This is a genomic window from Streptomyces sp. NBC_00377 (assembly GCF_036075115.1).
Lineage (GTDB): Bacteria > Actinomycetota > Actinomycetes > Streptomycetales > Streptomycetaceae > Streptomyces.
Genome location: NZ_CP107958.1, coordinates 8,230,650 through 8,245,160, shown reverse-complemented (window position 1 = coordinate 8,245,160; position 14,511 = coordinate 8,230,650). Strand labels below are relative to the sequence as shown.

Here is a 14,511-nt window from a genome sequence, read left to right as displayed (position 1 = left end):
AGGGCGGGACACGGCGTCAGCGCAGGGCGCCCTTCGTCGCGTCGGCGATGAATCCGCGCGCGAAGAAGGTGAACACCAGCACCAGCGGGATGACCGACAGCAGCACACCGGCCATCACCATGCTGTAGTCGGTGGAGTGTCCGGCGTACAACTGGGCCAGCGCCACCTGGAGGGTGAGCCGGTCGGGGTTGACCAGCATCACCAACGGCAGGATGTAGTCGTTCCAGGCGGCGATGAAGGTGTAGATACCGAGGAACGCCAGCGCCGGGCGGACGCACGGCAGCACCACGTGCCAGTACAGCCGGAAGAACCCGGCGCCCTCGATGCGGGCGGCGTCCAGCAGCTCGTCGGGGACGCTGCTGGTGGTGTACTGGCGCATCCAGAAGATACCGAAGGCGTTGGCGGCGGCGGGCACGACGAGCGCCTTGAGCGTGCCCAGCCAGCCCAGCTGCACCATGATCTCGTACTGGGGGATGATCGCCAGCTGGGTCGGCAGGATGTACATCGACAGCAGCACGCCGAACAGGAACTTCTTGGCGGGGAAGTCGTACTTGGCGAAGGCGAAGGCGGCCAGCGAGTCGAAGAACAGCACCAGCGCCGTCGTACAGACCGCGACGATCACCGTGTTGGACAGCGAGCTGAAGAACGCCATCTTGTCGAACAGGTGGCGGACGTTGGTCAGCAGATGGTCGCCGAACCAGAGCTTGGGCGGGTAGCGGTAGATGTCCTGCGAGGTGTTCGTCGCCATGACGACGATCCAGTAGAACGGGAACACCGAGATGACGACGCCGGTCATCAGCACGGCGTGGACGCTGAGCCCCCGCAGGCGCTTACGGTTCTGGCTGTTCACGGCCGTGGCTCCTTACGCTGCACCAGGCGCCAGTTGACGACGACGATGAGCAGGATGAACAGGAAGAAGGCCCAGACGATCGCGGCCCCGTAACCGAAGTCGTTGTTGTCGAAGGCCTGGTGGTAGAAGTACAGCAACGTGGTCAGACCCGCCTGGCCCGGTCCACCGGAGTTGGGGTTGGTGGCCGCCTCGCTGCCGAACAGCACCTGCGGTTCGGTGAAGCTCTGCATGCCGGTGACCGTGGAGATCACCACGGTGAACAGGATGATGGGCCTCAGCAGCGGGACCGTGATGGACCGGAAGATCCGCACCGGTCCCGCGCCGTCCACCCGGGCCGCCTCGTAGAGTTCCGACGGGATCGCCTGGAGGCCGGCGAGGTAGATGATGGCGTTGTAGCCGGTCCACTGCCAGGTCATCAGGGCCGAGATCACCAGCTTGATCGTCCACTCGTTGCTCATCCAGGGCACGGCCGACAGGTGCAGGGCCCGCAGAACGGCGTTGATCAGGCCGAAGTTGTTGCTGAAGACCGCCCCGAAGAAGATCGCGATGGCCACCAGCGAGGTGATGCTGGGGATGAACAGGGCGACGCGGTAGAAGGCGGTGAGCCGTTTGGTGGAGTTCACCAGCACCGCGAGCACCAGCGCCATGCAGAGCATCGGCACGGTCGACAGCACCCAGATGACCAGGGTGTTGCGGACGGACAGCCAGAACACCGGGTCGTCCCACAGGAAGCGGAACTGCTGGAACCCGACGAAGTGCATGTCCCCGATGCCGTCCCACTTCTGGAACGCCAGGAACACGGTGTAGAGCACCGGGAAGAGCATGAAGACCGTGAAGATCACGTAGTACGGCGAGATGGCCAGGTACTGCGGCCAGTACCGGGCGACCCGCCGGCGCGGCCCGCGCCGGGACCCGGCGGACACCGGCCTGATCTGGGGGGCGCGCCGCCCCGGACCGTGGTCGCGGTCCGAAGCGGGGCTGCCGGTGGGTCCGGTGCCGCTGCCGGAGGCCGGTCCGGAGGGAGCCGGTCCGGCTACCGGGCTTGACGACATGTCACTTCACTCCCTGCCGCTGCGCGATCTGCTTGGCCTGGGAGACCGCGTTCTTCCAGGCTTCTTCGGGGTCCTTGCCCTTGGCCTCGATGCTGGTCAGCTCGCTGTAGTAGGGCGCGGAGACCGCCGCGTCGGCCGGGGCCTCGTAGGCGGAGGGGATCTTCTCGGCCGCCGGACCGAAGATCTCGATGGTCTTCTGGCCGCCGAAGAAGGCGTCGCCGGCGGTCAGCGCCGGCAGTTTGTACGCGGCCGGGGCGGTCGGGAACAGGGCCGCGTCGGTGAAGCCGCGGGCCTGGTTCTCCGGGCTGAGGATCCAGCTGATGATCTTGAATGCCTCTTCGGGGTTGCCGCTGGTCGCGGGGATGGCCAGGAAGGACCCGCCGAGGTTGGAGGGTCCGCCGGGCAGGCTCGCCACCCGCCACTTGCCCTTGGTGCCCGGGGCCGCGTTGCTGATGTCCAGCGCGTGCCAGGCGGCGCCGATCTCGGTGCCCAGGGTGCCGCCGCTGATGGCCGCGTTCCAGGTGTTGTCGTTGATCTTCGCGTCGATGCCGAGGGTGTAGGGCTTCACGGCGGTGGTCCAGGCGGTGCGGATGTGGTCCTGGTCGCCGATGAACGTGCCGTCCTCGTCGATGAACCGCTGGGTGCCCTGACCGATCATCATCGAGAACACCGAGCCGATGTTGTTGATCAGGTAGGTCTTGGGCACGGCCTTGTGCAGCTCGACGCCGGCCTTGAAGTAGTCGTCCCAGGTGGAGAGTTGGGCGGACACCTGGGCGGGATCGGTGGGCAGGCCCGCCCGGGCGAAGAGGTCCTCGCGGTAGAAGGTGGCGCACGGGCCGATGTCGATGGGGAAGCCGATGAGCTTGCCGTCCTTCGTGGTGGCCTGCTTCAGCTTCCACGACAGGTACTGCGGGGCCAGCTTGTCCGCGCCGACGGTCTTCAGGTCGACGAAGCGGTCCGCGTTGGGCAGGAAGGAGGCGATGTCCTCGCCCTTGACGCCGGTGATGTCCGGCGCGGACTGCGCGGCCCGCAGACCGGTGAGCAGCTTGGTCTTGAAGTCACCGCCGACCACGGAGGTCTTGAGGCTGATGTCGGAGAAGTGCGTCTTGGCGTCCGCGACGACCTTGTCGCTCAGCCCTCCGGCCCAGTACCAGAGAGTCAGGTTCTTGCTGTCCTTGGCGCCGCTGGATCCCGAGCCGCCGCCGCACGCGGCGGTGGCGCCGGCTGCGGCCGCCGTCAGTACGGCGGCCTGAAGGAACCGTCTGCGGGAAAGGTCCACGATCTTCTCCTAGGAATCGGCGGGTTCGGCGTGTCCGGCATGTCCGACAGGGCGGGGGCTGGGAGCCGCGGTGGGGACGCGGCGGGAGGCCGGGTGGCTGAAGGGCATCGGCGTGAGTGGGAACTCTTCAGCCACCCGGGGCGTGCGACCTCGTCCTCTCGGACGGTGCCGAGGCGGCCGTGACGGCGCGATACGCCGTTGATCCGCTTCGGCCGACCGGAGTGGGGTCCGGACCTGGCTCCGAATTACGCAAGAGAGTGCACCCGGTGCGCAGCTTTGACAAGAGTCAAGCGCGTATCGAGACATTCATGCTCGACTTTGCTTGAGTTTGGTGAGTCGGCGAGTATGGTCTGCCGCATGCTCGCTGACCGAAGACACCAGCTGATCCTGCGCGCCCTGCGTGCGGACGGGCCCACCACGGTCGCCGCCCTGGCCGACAAGGTCGGGGCGAGCCAGGCCACGATCAGGCGCGATCTCGCGCAACTGGAGGACGAGGGACTGCTCAAACGCGTCTACGGCGGTGCCGCGCCGGTCGTGGGCGAGGACGACCCGTTCGCCGACGTGGCCGGCGTCCGGGTCGAGGCGAAGGACACCCTGGCCGCCTGGTGCGCACATCTCGTCAGGGACGGCGAGACCCTGCTGCTCGACATCGGCACCACGGCCCACCGGGTGGCCCGCCATCTGCACGGCCGGTCCCTCACCGTGATCACCAGCAACCTGGCCGTCTACGAGGAGCTCCAGGACGACAAGTCCGTCCAGCTGATCCTGCTGGGCGGTGTGGTCCGGCGCGACTACCGCTCACTGGTCGGCTTCCTCACCGAGGACAACCTGCGGCAGGTCCACGCCGACCGCCTGTTCCTCGGCACCAGCGGGGTCCGGCCCGACGGTCAGGTGCTGGACACCACCGCGGTCGAGGTGCCGGTGAAGAGGGCCATGATCGCCGCCAGCGCCCAGGTGGTCCTGCTGGCGGACGCGGGCAAGTTCCCCGGCACGGGCATGGCCCGGGTGTGCGGCCCGGAGGAACTCGACATGGTGGTGACCAACGCGCCCGGGGACGGCAAGACCTGCAACCGGCTGCGCGAGGCGGGTGTCGAGGTGATCGAGGTCTGAGTCCCGCGGGCCGCGCTCAGCTGCCGGACGGGTTCGCCCCGCCGCCCTCGAAGGTCTCGAGCGGCGGGACCGGGCGCGGGCCGGAGCCCGGGCGCCAGCCCGCGTCGAGCTTGCGCAGACCCACCCCTTCGGGCGCCCAGATGTGGCAGCTGTTCAGCACCCCGGCCGTGGAGCTCGGCCCCTGCGCGGGCCCGCCCGCCTCCCGTCGGCGCACATGGGCGGACAACGCCGCCTGCACCACCGCCGGACCGAGCGCCCGGGCCAGTTCGTAGAGGTGGGAGCAGCCGAGGACACCGCGGAACCGCTCCTGGACCGCCCGGTTGTAGCCGGCGGCGACGCTGAGCCCCACCAGCCCGTCGAACACCGGCACGACGAGCGGGCACTCGGCGTGCGGGAAGCTCCGCATCCGCGCCCCGGCGGCCACGATCACCCTGTCCGCGAGGCGGACGCGCACGGTGAGCGCCATCCGGTGCACGACGGCGGCCGGCGGCTCGGCCCACGCCCGCTCGTCGCACAGCTCCGCCTCCACCGAGATCTCGTCGCCGCCCTCCTCCTCGTAGGCCGTGAGGACGACGGTACGGCGGTGCAGCGGGAGCCGGGCGCGCGTCATGACGAGGTCTTCGCGGGCGCGGACGCGTTCTGCCGCGGCGGCGGCCCGGCGTCCTCCGTCGCCGGCGTGTCCGCGGTCTCCCCCGGGGCTGCGACGGCTGCGGCGTCCCCCAGTCCCGCGAACCGGGGCTGTCTGCGCTCGATGAAGCTGAGCACGCCCTCGCGGTAGTCGGGGGCGCGCTTGGCCGTGGCCAGCAGGGCCGCCGCGTGGTCGCGGCTGTCGGTGAAGGTCCTCGCCTGGTCGTCGGCGAGCTGCCGCTTGATGAGCGACATGGCGTACGGACTGGCCGAGCGGGCCAGTTCGGCCGCGTACCCGAGCGCCGCCGGGAGCAGGTCCTCCGGTTCGACCAGCCGGTTGACCAGTCCCATCGCGTGGGCTTCCGGTCCGGTGATCCGGCGCGAGGAGAGCAGCAGGTCGGCCGCGTTGCCGTGGCCGACCAGCCGGGGCAGGATCCAGGAAACGCCGTCCTCGGCCACCAGGCCGCGTGCGCTGAAGGCGGCGGCGAACTTGGCGTGCGGCACCGAGAACCGGACGTCGCACATCAGCGCCTGGTTGAACCCGATGCCCGCACAGGCTCCGTTGACGGCGGCCACCACGGGCTTGGGAAACGACATGGGGCGGGTGCGCGGGGGCAGCCGGTCCGTCGGCCACGGGCGGGCGCCGGAGGACGCACCGTCCAGCACGCTCATGTCCATCCCCGGACAGAAGCTGCGCCCCGCCCCGGTGAGGACCACGGCCCGCACCCGTGTGTCAGCCTCGGCCCGGTCGAACAGCTCGTTGTAGAGCAGTTCCATCTCCAGAGTCCAGGCGTTGTGCCGGTCGGGCCGGTTCAGGGTGAGGAGCATGACCCCGTCGTCGGTGAGCTCGGTGAGGATCACCGGGGTCGGGTTCTCGGTCATCGAGGTCACTCCCACCGCCCGTCGACGGCACAGCCGGCCGACTAATAGATAGATGAATCATCTATATACCAACCACTGCGAGGGCACCAGACCCGGTTGCCCGCAACCGATGATCATCCATCCCTTGACCTGGTACCCTCGATGCACTAAGACGATTCATTTTGCTATATGAGGAGCACACCGTGGCCGAGGCAGCCCGCGCAGCAGAGACGGCGACCGTGCCCGCACCCTCCCGCAGCCGCGTCGGACGCCAGGTCCGCGTGCCGAAGACCGCCGAACTGGTCGCCGCCCACCTGCGCCGGCAGATCGTGCGGGGCGAACTGAAGCCGGGTGACGCACTGCCGCCCGAGTCGGGGCTGATGGAGCAGTTCGGCATCTCGCGGCCGACCCTGCGCGAGGCGTTCCGCGTCCTGGAGTCGGAGTCCCTGATCACCGTGCGCCGCGGGGCCCACGGCGGCGCCCGGGTCAGCGCGCCCGACGCGGAGGTCGCGGCCCGCTTCGCGGGCCTGATCCTCGAGTACCGGGGCGCCACCCTCGGCGACATCTACCGCGCGGCGGCCGTCATCGAGCCGCCCTGCGCCCGCCAGCTCGCCGTGAAGCACACGGCCGACGACATCAAGCGGCTGCGCGACGCCGTGGCGACCGAGAAGTCCGCCCTGGACGACCCGCTCGCCCTGGTCGACGCGCAGGACGCCTTCCACGCCCTGCTGATCGAGCTCACCGGGAACCAGACCCTGATCCTGCTGTGCGGCATGCTGCGGCACATCATCGACCGGGCCAACGCCACGTACACCGCGGCCGCGGCCGACGCCGAGACCCAGAAGGCCCAGGCCCTCAAGGGACACCGGGCGCATGTGCGGCTCGTCGGGCTGATCGAGTCCGGCAAGGCCGACGAGGCCGAGAAGCTCTGGCAGCGGCACATCTCCAGCGCCGACGACGTGGTGAACGCGGCCGGACCCAAGACGGTGCTCGAGCTCCTCGACTGACCGGTGCGCCCGAAGTCGGGCGCGCCCGCCTCGCACCTGGCCGCCACCCGAGCGCGCCGGCCACCACCCACGCGCCGCCCCATCCGCGCCCGCCACCTGCGCGGATGCGTCGCCTGGACACATGCGGCCCGTTGCCGGCCCACCACCCCTTGCGCTCGCTAAACAGTTAGATAATTATAGAAGGCGTACTGAATAGTTCCTGGGGTCCGGAGGCGACGGCCATGGCCGAACAGCGCAAGCGCATCTTCGACTGCGACCAGCACATGTACGAGGAGCGGGACTCCTTCACCCGCTACCTCCCGAAGGAATTCCTCGGTGCCGCGGTCGCACCGGTGACCCTGCCCGACGGGCGGGAGGTCATCCTCGCCGGGGACCGGATCGTCGTATGCCTGGAGCCCGAGTTCGGGCAGGTGTACCGTCCCGGCTCGCTGAAGGAGATGCTCAAGGCGATGGCCTCGGGCAATCCCGAGGAGACGTACCAGTTCGAGGCCATGCACGAGTCCTACCAGAACCGTGAGGCCCGGCTGCGGGTCATGGACGAGCAGGGCCTCGACCAGACGATCATCTACCCGGGCGGCTGGGCCCTGGTCGCGGAGGAGTACGTGAAGGGCGTCGAGCCGCTCTACGCCAACTACCACTCCTTCAACCGCTACATGAACGAGGTCTGGGGCTTCGACCACCAGAACCGCATCTACGCCCCGGCGCTGCTCTCCCTGCGCGACCTGGACAGCGCGGTCAAGGAGCTGGAGTATGTGCTCGACCAGGGCGCCCGCTTCATCCTGCTGCCCACCGGACCGGTCTACGGCCGCTCGCCGGGCGACCCGTACTTCGACCCGTTCTGGAAACTGGTCAACGAGGCCAAGGCCAGCGTCTGTTACCACATCAGCGAGTTCTACTACAACTCGCAGGTGGCGCCCTCCTGGGGTTACGACCCGCATCCCATCCACTTCCGGATGTCGGCCTGGCAGTGGCAGAACACCTACGGTCAGCGGCCCGTCGAGGAGACGCTCTCCGCGCTGATCTTCGACAACCTCTTCGGCCGTTTCCCCGACATCAACGTACTGGTCTCGGAGTTCGGCTCCGAGTGGGTGCCCCACTTCGTGCGCCACATGGACAAGAGCCGGGGCATGGGCCGCAACGGCCCCTGGATCGGCGGGCAGTTGGAGGAGCGGCCCAGTCAGGTCTTCCGCAAGCACGTCCGGGTGGTCCCCTACCCGGAGGACGACATCGTGGGTGTGATCAAGCGCCTCGGCTACCACGAGTCCATCGTCATGGGCTCGGACTTCCCGCACGCGGAGGGCCTGGCCGCCCCGGCGGACTTCCGCAAGCTCATCGCGGAACTCGGCGAGTCCGCCCAGGACGACATCATGTACAACAACGCCCAGCAGCTGATCAGCCGCTGAGCGTCGCCGGCGGCACGGATCCCACGGGCCGGAGCCCGGTACCGGACGACGGTACCGGGCTCCGGTGCGTTGAGGTCCGCGGCGTTCAGTGCGTGAGGTCCGCGGCGAGGTTCGCGATGTTCGTCAGCAGCGCCGTACCGCGCCGCGAGTGGTCGTAGCCGGCCAGCGGGTACCCGTTGCTGAGACAGGCGAAGGACAGCCCGGTCTCCGGGTCCATGAAACCGAGCTGGTAGGCGGCGCCCGCGCTGCCGAAGAGGGCGGGCGAGCCGGTGGCGGGCAGCCCACTGCCCGCGTCCGGTCCGGCCACCGTGACGAACAGGCCCATGGCGGTACGCCGGTGGGAGCCGCCGCCGTAGATCCGCTCCCCGTGGGGGTGGTCCACGAACCTGATCCTGGTGCCCTCGGCGACCGCCTCCGGCTTCCACAGTCCCGAGTGCTCCAGGGCCTGGAAGTACAGGGCGACGTCGGCCGCCGTGGCGACCAGCGCATGGCTGGGCTCCCCGGCCGCGAGCACCTGCGGATCGGACAGGTACCAGGGACCCCAGGGGTCGGCGTCCTGGTCCGCGCTCGTGCGGTCGGTGGCGGTCATCGGGGCGACGGTGCCGGGCTGCCGCCCGACCGGGACGCCGAGTTCGAGCGAGGACAGCCCGAGCGGCCGGGCGACGCGCTGCTCCAGGTACCGCGCGAAGGGCAGGCCCGTGCGCCGTTCGACGATCTCGGCGATCAGCCAGGCGGCCGAGGTGAGGTGGAACTGGAAGCGGCTGCCGGGCGTGGAGTCGAGCCGCCAGCGGCCGAAGGCGGCGAGCCGCTGTTCGCGGTCGAGCGTCTTCGGGTGGCCGAGCGGCGCGAAGGGGAAGCCCGCGGTGTGCGTGAGCACCTGCTCGACGGTCACCGTCTCCTTCCCGTTCGGCGCGAACTCCGGGATGATCGCGGCGACTTGCTCATCCAGGCCGACAAGACCCTCGCCCAGCAGCTGCCAGACGACGCCGGCGACGATCGAGCGCCCGACGGACTGAAGGACGTAGCGCGTGTCCGGCCCGGCGTCGCCCCAGGTCTCGAAGGCCACCAGCCGCCCGCCCCGGGCCACCGCGACCTGTGCGGAGGGCAGCTGTCCGTGCTCGACCTCGAGCCGGATCCGGCGCAGCAGTACGTCCAGCCGGTGCGGGTCGATGCCCGCGGCCTCGGGGGCGACAGGCGTACGGTCAGGCGTCATGCGGTGCTCCTTCACGGACGGGCGGGCTCCCGCAGCCGGGCGCGTACGACCTTGCCGTTCGCGTTGCGCGGCAGGGCGTCCACGAACCACCAGCGGACGGGGATCTTGAACCCGGACAGCCGGGCGCGGGTGTGGGCGGTGAGCGCCGCCGGCTCCGGCGGCGCGCCGGGGTCGGCCGGGACGACGAAGGCGATCACGGTCTGGCCGAGCCGCTCGTCGGCGACGCCGGTGACCGCGACGTCCGCGACGCCGGGGTGCGCGGCCACGACGGTCTCCACCTCGAGCGGGTGGACGTTCTCGCCGCCACGGATGATCATGTCGGTGCGTCGGCCCAGCAGGTAGAGATAGCCGTCCTGCGCCACCCGGCCCAGGTCGCCGCTGTGCAGCCAGCCCTCGGCGTCGACGCGGAAGAAATGGCCGGCGCGGGCGTGGATCTCGCCGACGCCGTCCGGGCCGGCGCCGTGGACCCTGAGCTCGACCCCAGGGGCGGGCCGGCCCACCGACCGCAGCAGCTCGGCGCGTCCCGCGACCGCCTCGCGGTGGTCCTCGGGAGTGAGCACGCTGATCGGCGAGCCCTCGGTCTGGCCGAACATGTTGAGCATCCGGACGCCGGGCATCGCCTCGTAGGTCCGGCGCAGTGTGCCGGGGCGCACGGGGGCGCCTCCGTACTGGAGGGTCCGCAGCGTCTCGTGCCGGGCCTGTCCGGCCGCCAGCAGCGTTTCGAGCATCGCCGGGACCATGCTGGTGTGCGTGGTGCCGAGGTCGCGCAGCAGGGTCCAGCCCTCGACGGTGAAGCGGGGCAGGCCGGTGACGAGCGCACCGGCGGCGAGAGCGACAGCGAGGTTGCCGAGTCCGGCGATGTGGTGGAAGGGCGCGCTGCCGCCGTAGAAGCTGTCCGGGCGGAGCGCGCACAGGTGTCCGTTGATCCGCGCGCGGGCGGCCAGGCGCGCCTGGCTCATCGGGACCGGTTTGGGCAGGCCCGTCGTCCCGGAGGTGTGCAGGACGGCGGCGAGGGCTCCGGGATCGGCGGTCAACGACCTTGAGCCGCAACGCAGTTCGGGCACGATGCGGAGTCGTCGGCCGGACAGGTCGGCGACCTGCCGGCCGAGGTCGGCGAACTCGGGCTGCGCCAGCAGGAGGTGCCCTCGCGTCTCGCCGACCACGGCGGCGATCTCGTGCGCGGTCATGCGTACGCCGAGCGGTGCGAGCGGGTGACCGGACCCGGCGCCGCCGATCACCAGGGCGAGGGCGTCGGCGGAGGTGGCGATCAGGGCCGGCACGGGGGCGCCGGGTTGCGGGCCGAGGGTGTCGAGCCAGTCGGCCGCGCCGGCCGCCCGGTCGAGGAGTTCGCGCCCGGTCCAGGTCAGGTCGCCGAACCGGACGGCGGGGCGGGCGTGGTCGTAGGCGCGGTTCACCATCGCGGTCCAGGTGGCCGCCCACCTCGGTCCGTGCGCGCCACCCACCGCCGTCACGGCTCCAGGCGGGCCGTCGCGGTGCCGTTGACCACCTCGACGCCGTCCTGGTTGACCGTCCGTAGCGAGAAGTGGGCGACCGGACCGGCCGGGGTGTCCTCGACCGAGTCGACGACGGCGGTGGCGGTCAGGGTGTCGCCGGGCCAGACCTGGGCCTTGAAGCGCACGCCGAAGCGGAGCAGCGCCCCGGGACCGACCCAGTCGGTGAGGACCCGGCCGGCCATGCCCATCGTCAGCATGCCGTGGGCGAAGACGCCGGGGTATCCGGCGGCCTCGACGGCGAACCTCTCGTCGGTGTGCAGCGGGTTGAAGTCTCCCGAGGCGCCGGCGTACTGGACGATCCGGGTGCGCTTGAGGTCGTCGACGAGGACGCTTTCGCGTGACTCGCCGACCTTGACGTCGTCCGGACTCAGGGTCATCGGGCGTCCTTCGGGGTCGCGGGGCCCTCGGGGACGACGGCCACGGTGACGGCGCTGACGACCGGTTCGCCGTCGGCGTCCCGGTACTCGGTGACACGCTCGCTGAACAGCAGCCGGCCGGTGCGGCCCTGCTTCTCCCAGCTGCGGCCGGGGACAGTGTGCGCGTACAGCGTCTCGCCGGCGCGCACCGGCCGGTGGTACTCGAAGTGCTGCTCGGCGTGGAGTCCGCCGCCGCCCTCCGCCATCACCCCGGGACCGCCGCCGGAGCCGAACCACTCCTCGTCCGGCCTGGGCCGCAGGTGGTACTCCGGGTCGTGGTGGGCGCTCGCCATGGTGAAGGTGGGCGGCGCGAGCGCGGCCCCGCCCCGGTACGCCGGGTTCTCGTCGCCGATGGCCCGGGCGAACATCATGATGTGCCCGGCCTCGACGGGGAACGGCTGCCCTGTCATCGTGCGGTCTCCTCGGTGCTCAGTACGGCAGGAAGGCGTCGCGGGTGGCCTCGTCCGGGTCGAAGTCCGGCGGCAGGCCCTCGAACTTCGGCTCGCGTTTCTCCATGAAGCTGGCCACGCCCTCGCGGAAGTCCGGCGAGCCCGCGAAGAACTCCATGGCGGAGTAGGAGCGGGCGAGGGCGTCGGTGAAGGTGCGGTCCAGATCGCCGTAGACCTGATGGCGCACGACGGCCATGGCACGCGGGGAGCAGTTGCGGGCGATGTCCCGGGCGTAGCCGCGGGCCGCGTCGAGCAGGTCCTCCGGTTCGACGACCCTGCTGACCAGGCCGAGGTCCTTGGCCTCGTCGGCGTCGAAGACGCGGCCGGACAGCAGCAGGTCGAGGGCGTTCTCCAGGCCGACGACTCGCGGCAGGACGTACGGCAGGTTGTACTCGCCGGCCAGACCGCGCCGGGTGAAGGCGGTGGTGAAGCGGGCTCCGCGGGCGGCGAAGCGGATGTCGCAGATCAGGGCCTGGATCAGGCCGATGCCCGCGCAGGCGCCGTTGACGGCGGCGATCATCGGCTTGGGCAGGTGCCGCCTGCTGTACATGGGCACGCGGGCCTGGAGGTTCAGGGACTGACCCGGCTGAGCGTTCTGCTCCAGCCGCTGGACGTCCATCCCCGGGCAGAACGCCTTGCCCGCGCCCGTGACGACGACGACGCGGACGGCCGGATCGTGCGCGGCCTCGTCGAGGAGGGCGAAGAAGCGGCGCTCCATGGGGATGCTCCACGCGTTCCTGCGCTCGGGCCGGTTGAGGGTGAGGACGGCCACGCCGTCCTCGTCCACCTCGTACAGCACCAGGTCCTCATCGGGTTCCTCGGGCATCGGGTCACTCCTGTGCGAAGGGCTCGGCCGAAGGATCGGCCAGGGGTTCGATGGGTTCGCCGACGCCCGGACGCTCCCCGGAGATGGTGACGACGACCTGCCCGCGGGCGCAGATCCGGCCGTCGGTGATCACGTCCACGTCGGCGAAGTGCAGTCTGCGGCCGCGCCGGACGCAGCGCGCGTGGGCGACGGCCTCCCGGCCCTCGGCGGGTGCGAGGTACTGCACCGACATCGACACGGTGCTGACCCGGCTCCCCTTCTCGAAGTCGTGCCCGGCGACCACGGCGCCGGCGCCCGCGGTGTCGATGAGCGCCGAGATCACCCCGCCGTGGAAGATGCCCTCGTGTGCGGAGAGGGCCTCGGTGTAGGGGAGCACGATCTCGACGGCGTCCGGGTCCCAGCGCGTCACGCGGATGCGGCAGCGCCGGTTGAAGGCGACCCCGCGTTCCCAGCGGGCACGGAACCACGCCCGGCGTTCGCGCTGTTCCTGATCGGTGAGGGTCCTCGCCGCGACGGTCATCAGCACGCCCTCCGGTCTCGGCCTGTCAGCCGATCCATATAGTTACATGAATTGGATAGTTCAGCAATCATCCGGAGTCCCATCGGTCACCTAGATGTATTATTTATATAACTGATTCATCGTCCATGACAGAGGGAGAACCAGATGCCGTCGACCGCCCTGGCCGGGATCCGCGTCCTCGATCTGTCCCGCATCCTCGCCGCGCCGCTGGCCACCCAGATGCTGGCCGATCTGGGCGCCGAGGTGATCAAGGTCGAGCGGCCGGGATCCGGCGACGACTCACGGACGTACGGCCCGCCCTTCGCGCCCGGGGCCGCGGGCGAGGGCGAGCGGACCGACACCGCCGCCTTCTACCTCTCCTGCAACCGCAACAAGCGGTCGGTCACCGTCGACCACGCCACCCCCGAGGGGCAGGACCTGATCAGGGGCCTCGCCGCCCGGTCGGACGTCGTCGTCGAGAACTTCCGTGCCGGGACGCTGGCGAAGTACGGGCTCGGCCACGAGGACCTGCGGGAGATCGATCCGCGGCTGGTCTACCTCTCCGTGACGGGCTTCGGGCAGAGCGGCCCGTACGCCTCACGCCCCGGCTACGACGGCATCTTCCAGGCCATGTCCGGGATGATGAGCGTCTCCGGGCACCCCGAGGAGCCGATGAAGGTCGGCGTCAGCATGGTCGACATCCTCACCGGGCTCTACGCCTCGACGGCCGTGCTGGCGGCGCTGCGGCACCGGGACGCCACCGGCGAGGGCCAGTTCATCGACCTGTCCCTGCTGGACTGCGGTCTGGCCTCGCTGTCGCACTTCGCGATGAACTACCTGGTCTCCGGCGAGGTTCCCCGGCGGCGCGGAAACGGCGGGTACGGCGGGATCCCGTCCCAGGCCTTCCAGTGCGCGGACAAACCGATCTTCCTGGTCGCGGGCAACGACAAGCAGTTCGCCGCGTTCTGCGCGGCCGCCGAGCGCACCGACCTGCTCCAGGACGAGCGGTTCGCCACGACCTCCGCGCGGATCGCCCACCGGGAGGAGATCCTCCCGGTGCTGGAGACGGTCCTGCGCACCAGGACCCGGGACGAGTGGCTGGTCCTGCTCGACCGCCACGACGTCCCCGCGGGCCCCTACAACGAGCTGCCCGAGGTCTTCGCCGACCCGCAGATACGGCACCGGGAGATGCTGGTCGAGGTCGAGGACCCGCTCTCCGGACGACTGGCGCTGCTCGCCAACCCGATCCGGTTCACCGCGACGCCGGTCGAGGGATACGCGCCGCCGCCCGCCCTGGGCGAGCACACCGCCGAAGTACTCACGGGACTTCTCGGGGTGACGCGGGACCGGCTGGCGGAACTGCGGGCCCGGGGTGTCGTGTGACCGGCCGGCGCGTGGCGGGGCG

15 protein-coding genes are annotated in these 14,511 nt (G+C 70.6%); 4 read left to right on the top strand and 11 right to left on the bottom strand.

The window, feature by feature from the left end; genetic code table 11:
* Nucleotides 1-16: 16 nt before the first annotated feature.
* From OHS71_RS36670 to OHS71_RS36660, 3 genes are read right to left on the bottom strand one after another with little or no spacing between them, the layout of a single operon-like run.
* A complete protein-coding gene (locus OHS71_RS36670; RefSeq protein ID WP_328484762.1) occupies nt 17-796 on the bottom strand; it encodes a carbohydrate ABC transporter permease in 780 nt (259 codons plus the stop codon).
* 50 nt (nt 797-846) lie between these two features.
* A complete protein-coding gene (locus OHS71_RS36665) occupies nt 847-1,902 on the bottom strand; it encodes a carbohydrate ABC transporter permease (RefSeq protein WP_328483626.1) in 1,056 nt (351 codons plus the stop codon).
* A gap of 1 nt (nt 1,903) precedes the next feature.
* Nucleotides 1,904-3,181 carry an extracellular solute-binding protein gene (locus OHS71_RS36660; RefSeq protein ID WP_328483625.1) on the bottom strand — a complete coding sequence of 426 codons (1,278 nt, stop codon included), beginning with the start codon at nt 3,179-3,181 and terminating at the stop codon, nt 1,904-1,906.
* A gap of 345 nt (nt 3,182-3,526) precedes the next feature.
* Here OHS71_RS36660 and OHS71_RS36655 point away from each other — a divergent pair, with 345 nt between their 5' ends.
* Nucleotides 3,527-4,291 (top strand): DeoR/GlpR family DNA-binding transcription regulator, encoded by a 765-nt coding sequence (locus OHS71_RS36655; RefSeq protein WP_443047125.1) that lies wholly within the window; start codon nt 3,527-3,529, stop codon nt 4,289-4,291.
* A 16-nt stretch (nt 4,292-4,307) separates the two neighbouring features.
* Here the strand turns inward: OHS71_RS36655 and OHS71_RS36650 are convergent, their stop codons facing one another.
* Nucleotides 4,308-4,901: a DUF2889 domain-containing protein gene (locus OHS71_RS36650; RefSeq protein WP_328483623.1), complete on the bottom strand. Its 594-nt coding sequence runs from the start codon at nt 4,899-4,901 to the stop codon at nt 4,308-4,310.
* On the bottom strand, nt 4,898-5,800 hold the full coding sequence (locus OHS71_RS36645) for an enoyl-CoA hydratase-related protein (protein WP_328483622.1): 903 nt from the start codon (nt 5,798-5,800) through the stop codon (nt 4,898-4,900). Before OHS71_RS36645 ends, OHS71_RS36650 begins: the two co-directional genes overlap by 4 nt.
* Before the next feature lie 182 nt (nt 5,801-5,982).
* Between OHS71_RS36645 and OHS71_RS36640 the strand changes: the two genes are divergently transcribed.
* A complete protein-coding gene (locus OHS71_RS36640; RefSeq protein ID WP_328483621.1) occupies nt 5,983-6,786 on the top strand; it encodes a FadR/GntR family transcriptional regulator in 804 nt (267 codons plus the stop codon).
* Nucleotides 6,787-7,007: 221 nt separating this feature from the next.
* Entirely contained in the window at nt 7,008-8,189 is a 1,182-nt protein-coding gene (locus OHS71_RS36635; RefSeq protein ID WP_328483620.1) for an amidohydrolase family protein, read from the top strand.
* Between the two features lie 85 nt (nt 8,190-8,274).
* On the opposite strand, the gene OHS71_RS36630 is transcribed toward OHS71_RS36635, so the two are convergent.
* The 6 genes from OHS71_RS36630 to OHS71_RS36605 are packed head-to-tail and all read right to left on the bottom strand — an operon-like array spanning nt 8,275 to nt 13,127.
* Complete coding sequence (locus tag OHS71_RS36630; RefSeq protein ID WP_328483619.1) at nt 8,275-9,402, bottom strand: serine hydrolase domain-containing protein; 1,128 nt, start codon at nt 9,400-9,402, stop codon at nt 8,275-8,277.
* An 11-nt stretch (nt 9,403-9,413) separates the two neighbouring features.
* Nucleotides 9,414-10,874 (bottom strand): class I adenylate-forming enzyme family protein, encoded by a 1,461-nt coding sequence (locus tag OHS71_RS36625; protein ID WP_328483618.1) that lies wholly within the window; start codon nt 10,872-10,874, stop codon nt 9,414-9,416.
* Entirely contained in the window at nt 10,871-11,293 is a 423-nt protein-coding gene (locus tag OHS71_RS36620) for a MaoC family dehydratase (protein WP_328483617.1), read from the bottom strand. Before OHS71_RS36620 ends, OHS71_RS36625 begins: the two co-directional genes overlap by 4 nt.
* Nucleotides 11,290-11,742 (bottom strand): FAS1-like dehydratase domain-containing protein, encoded by a 453-nt coding sequence (locus OHS71_RS36615; RefSeq protein ID WP_328483616.1) that lies wholly within the window; start codon nt 11,740-11,742, stop codon nt 11,290-11,292. Before OHS71_RS36615 ends, OHS71_RS36620 begins: the two co-directional genes overlap by 4 nt.
* A gap of 19 nt (nt 11,743-11,761) precedes the next feature.
* Complete coding sequence (locus tag OHS71_RS36610) at nt 11,762-12,607, bottom strand: enoyl-CoA hydratase-related protein (protein WP_328483615.1); 846 nt, start codon at nt 12,605-12,607, stop codon at nt 11,762-11,764.
* A 4-nt stretch (nt 12,608-12,611) separates the two neighbouring features.
* Entirely contained in the window at nt 12,612-13,127 is a 516-nt protein-coding gene (locus OHS71_RS36605) for a PaaI family thioesterase (RefSeq protein ID WP_328483614.1), read from the bottom strand.
* 144 nt (nt 13,128-13,271) lie between these two features.
* Between OHS71_RS36605 and OHS71_RS36600 the strand changes: the two genes are divergently transcribed.
* A complete protein-coding gene (locus OHS71_RS36600; RefSeq protein WP_328483613.1) occupies nt 13,272-14,489 on the top strand; it encodes a CaiB/BaiF CoA transferase family protein in 1,218 nt (405 codons plus the stop codon).
* Nucleotides 14,490-14,511: the final 22 nt, after the last annotated feature.

Excerpts from the sequence above, each read along its gene's own strand:
- OHS71_RS36670 (WP_328484762.1), bottom strand. The coding sequence starts at position 796 with ATGACCGGCGTCGTCATCTCGGTGTTCCCGTTCTACTGGATCGTCGTC.
- OHS71_RS36665 (WP_328483626.1), bottom strand. The coding sequence starts at position 1,902 with ATGTCGTCAAGCCCGGTAGCCGGACCGGCTCCCTCCGGACCGGCCTCC.
- OHS71_RS36655 (WP_443047125.1), top strand. The coding sequence starts at position 3,527 with ATGGTCTGCCGCATGCTCGCTGACCGAAGACACCAGCTGATCCTGCGC.
- OHS71_RS36650 (WP_328483623.1), bottom strand. The coding sequence starts at position 4,901 with ATGACGCGCGCCCGGCTCCCGCTGCACCGCCGTACCGTCGTCCTCACG.
- OHS71_RS36645 (WP_328483622.1), bottom strand. The coding sequence starts at position 5,800 with ATGACCGAGAACCCGACCCCGGTGATCCTCACCGAGCTCACCGACGAC.
- OHS71_RS36635 (WP_328483620.1), top strand. The coding sequence starts at position 7,008 with ATGGCCGAACAGCGCAAGCGCATCTTCGACTGCGACCAGCACATGTAC.
- OHS71_RS36630 (WP_328483619.1), bottom strand. The coding sequence starts at position 9,402 with ATGACGCCTGACCGTACGCCTGTCGCCCCCGAGGCCGCGGGCATCGAC.
- OHS71_RS36620 (WP_328483617.1), bottom strand. The coding sequence starts at position 11,293 with ATGACCCTGAGTCCGGACGACGTCAAGGTCGGCGAGTCACGCGAAAGC.
- OHS71_RS36615 (WP_328483616.1), bottom strand. The coding sequence starts at position 11,742 with ATGACAGGGCAGCCGTTCCCCGTCGAGGCCGGGCACATCATGATGTTC.
- OHS71_RS36610 (WP_328483615.1), bottom strand. The coding sequence starts at position 12,607 with ATGCCCGAGGAACCCGATGAGGACCTGGTGCTGTACGAGGTGGACGAG.
- OHS71_RS36605 (WP_328483614.1), bottom strand. The coding sequence starts at position 13,127 with ATGACCGTCGCGGCGAGGACCCTCACCGATCAGGAACAGCGCGAACGC.
- OHS71_RS36600 (WP_328483613.1), top strand. The coding sequence starts at position 13,272 with ATGCCGTCGACCGCCCTGGCCGGGATCCGCGTCCTCGATCTGTCCCGC.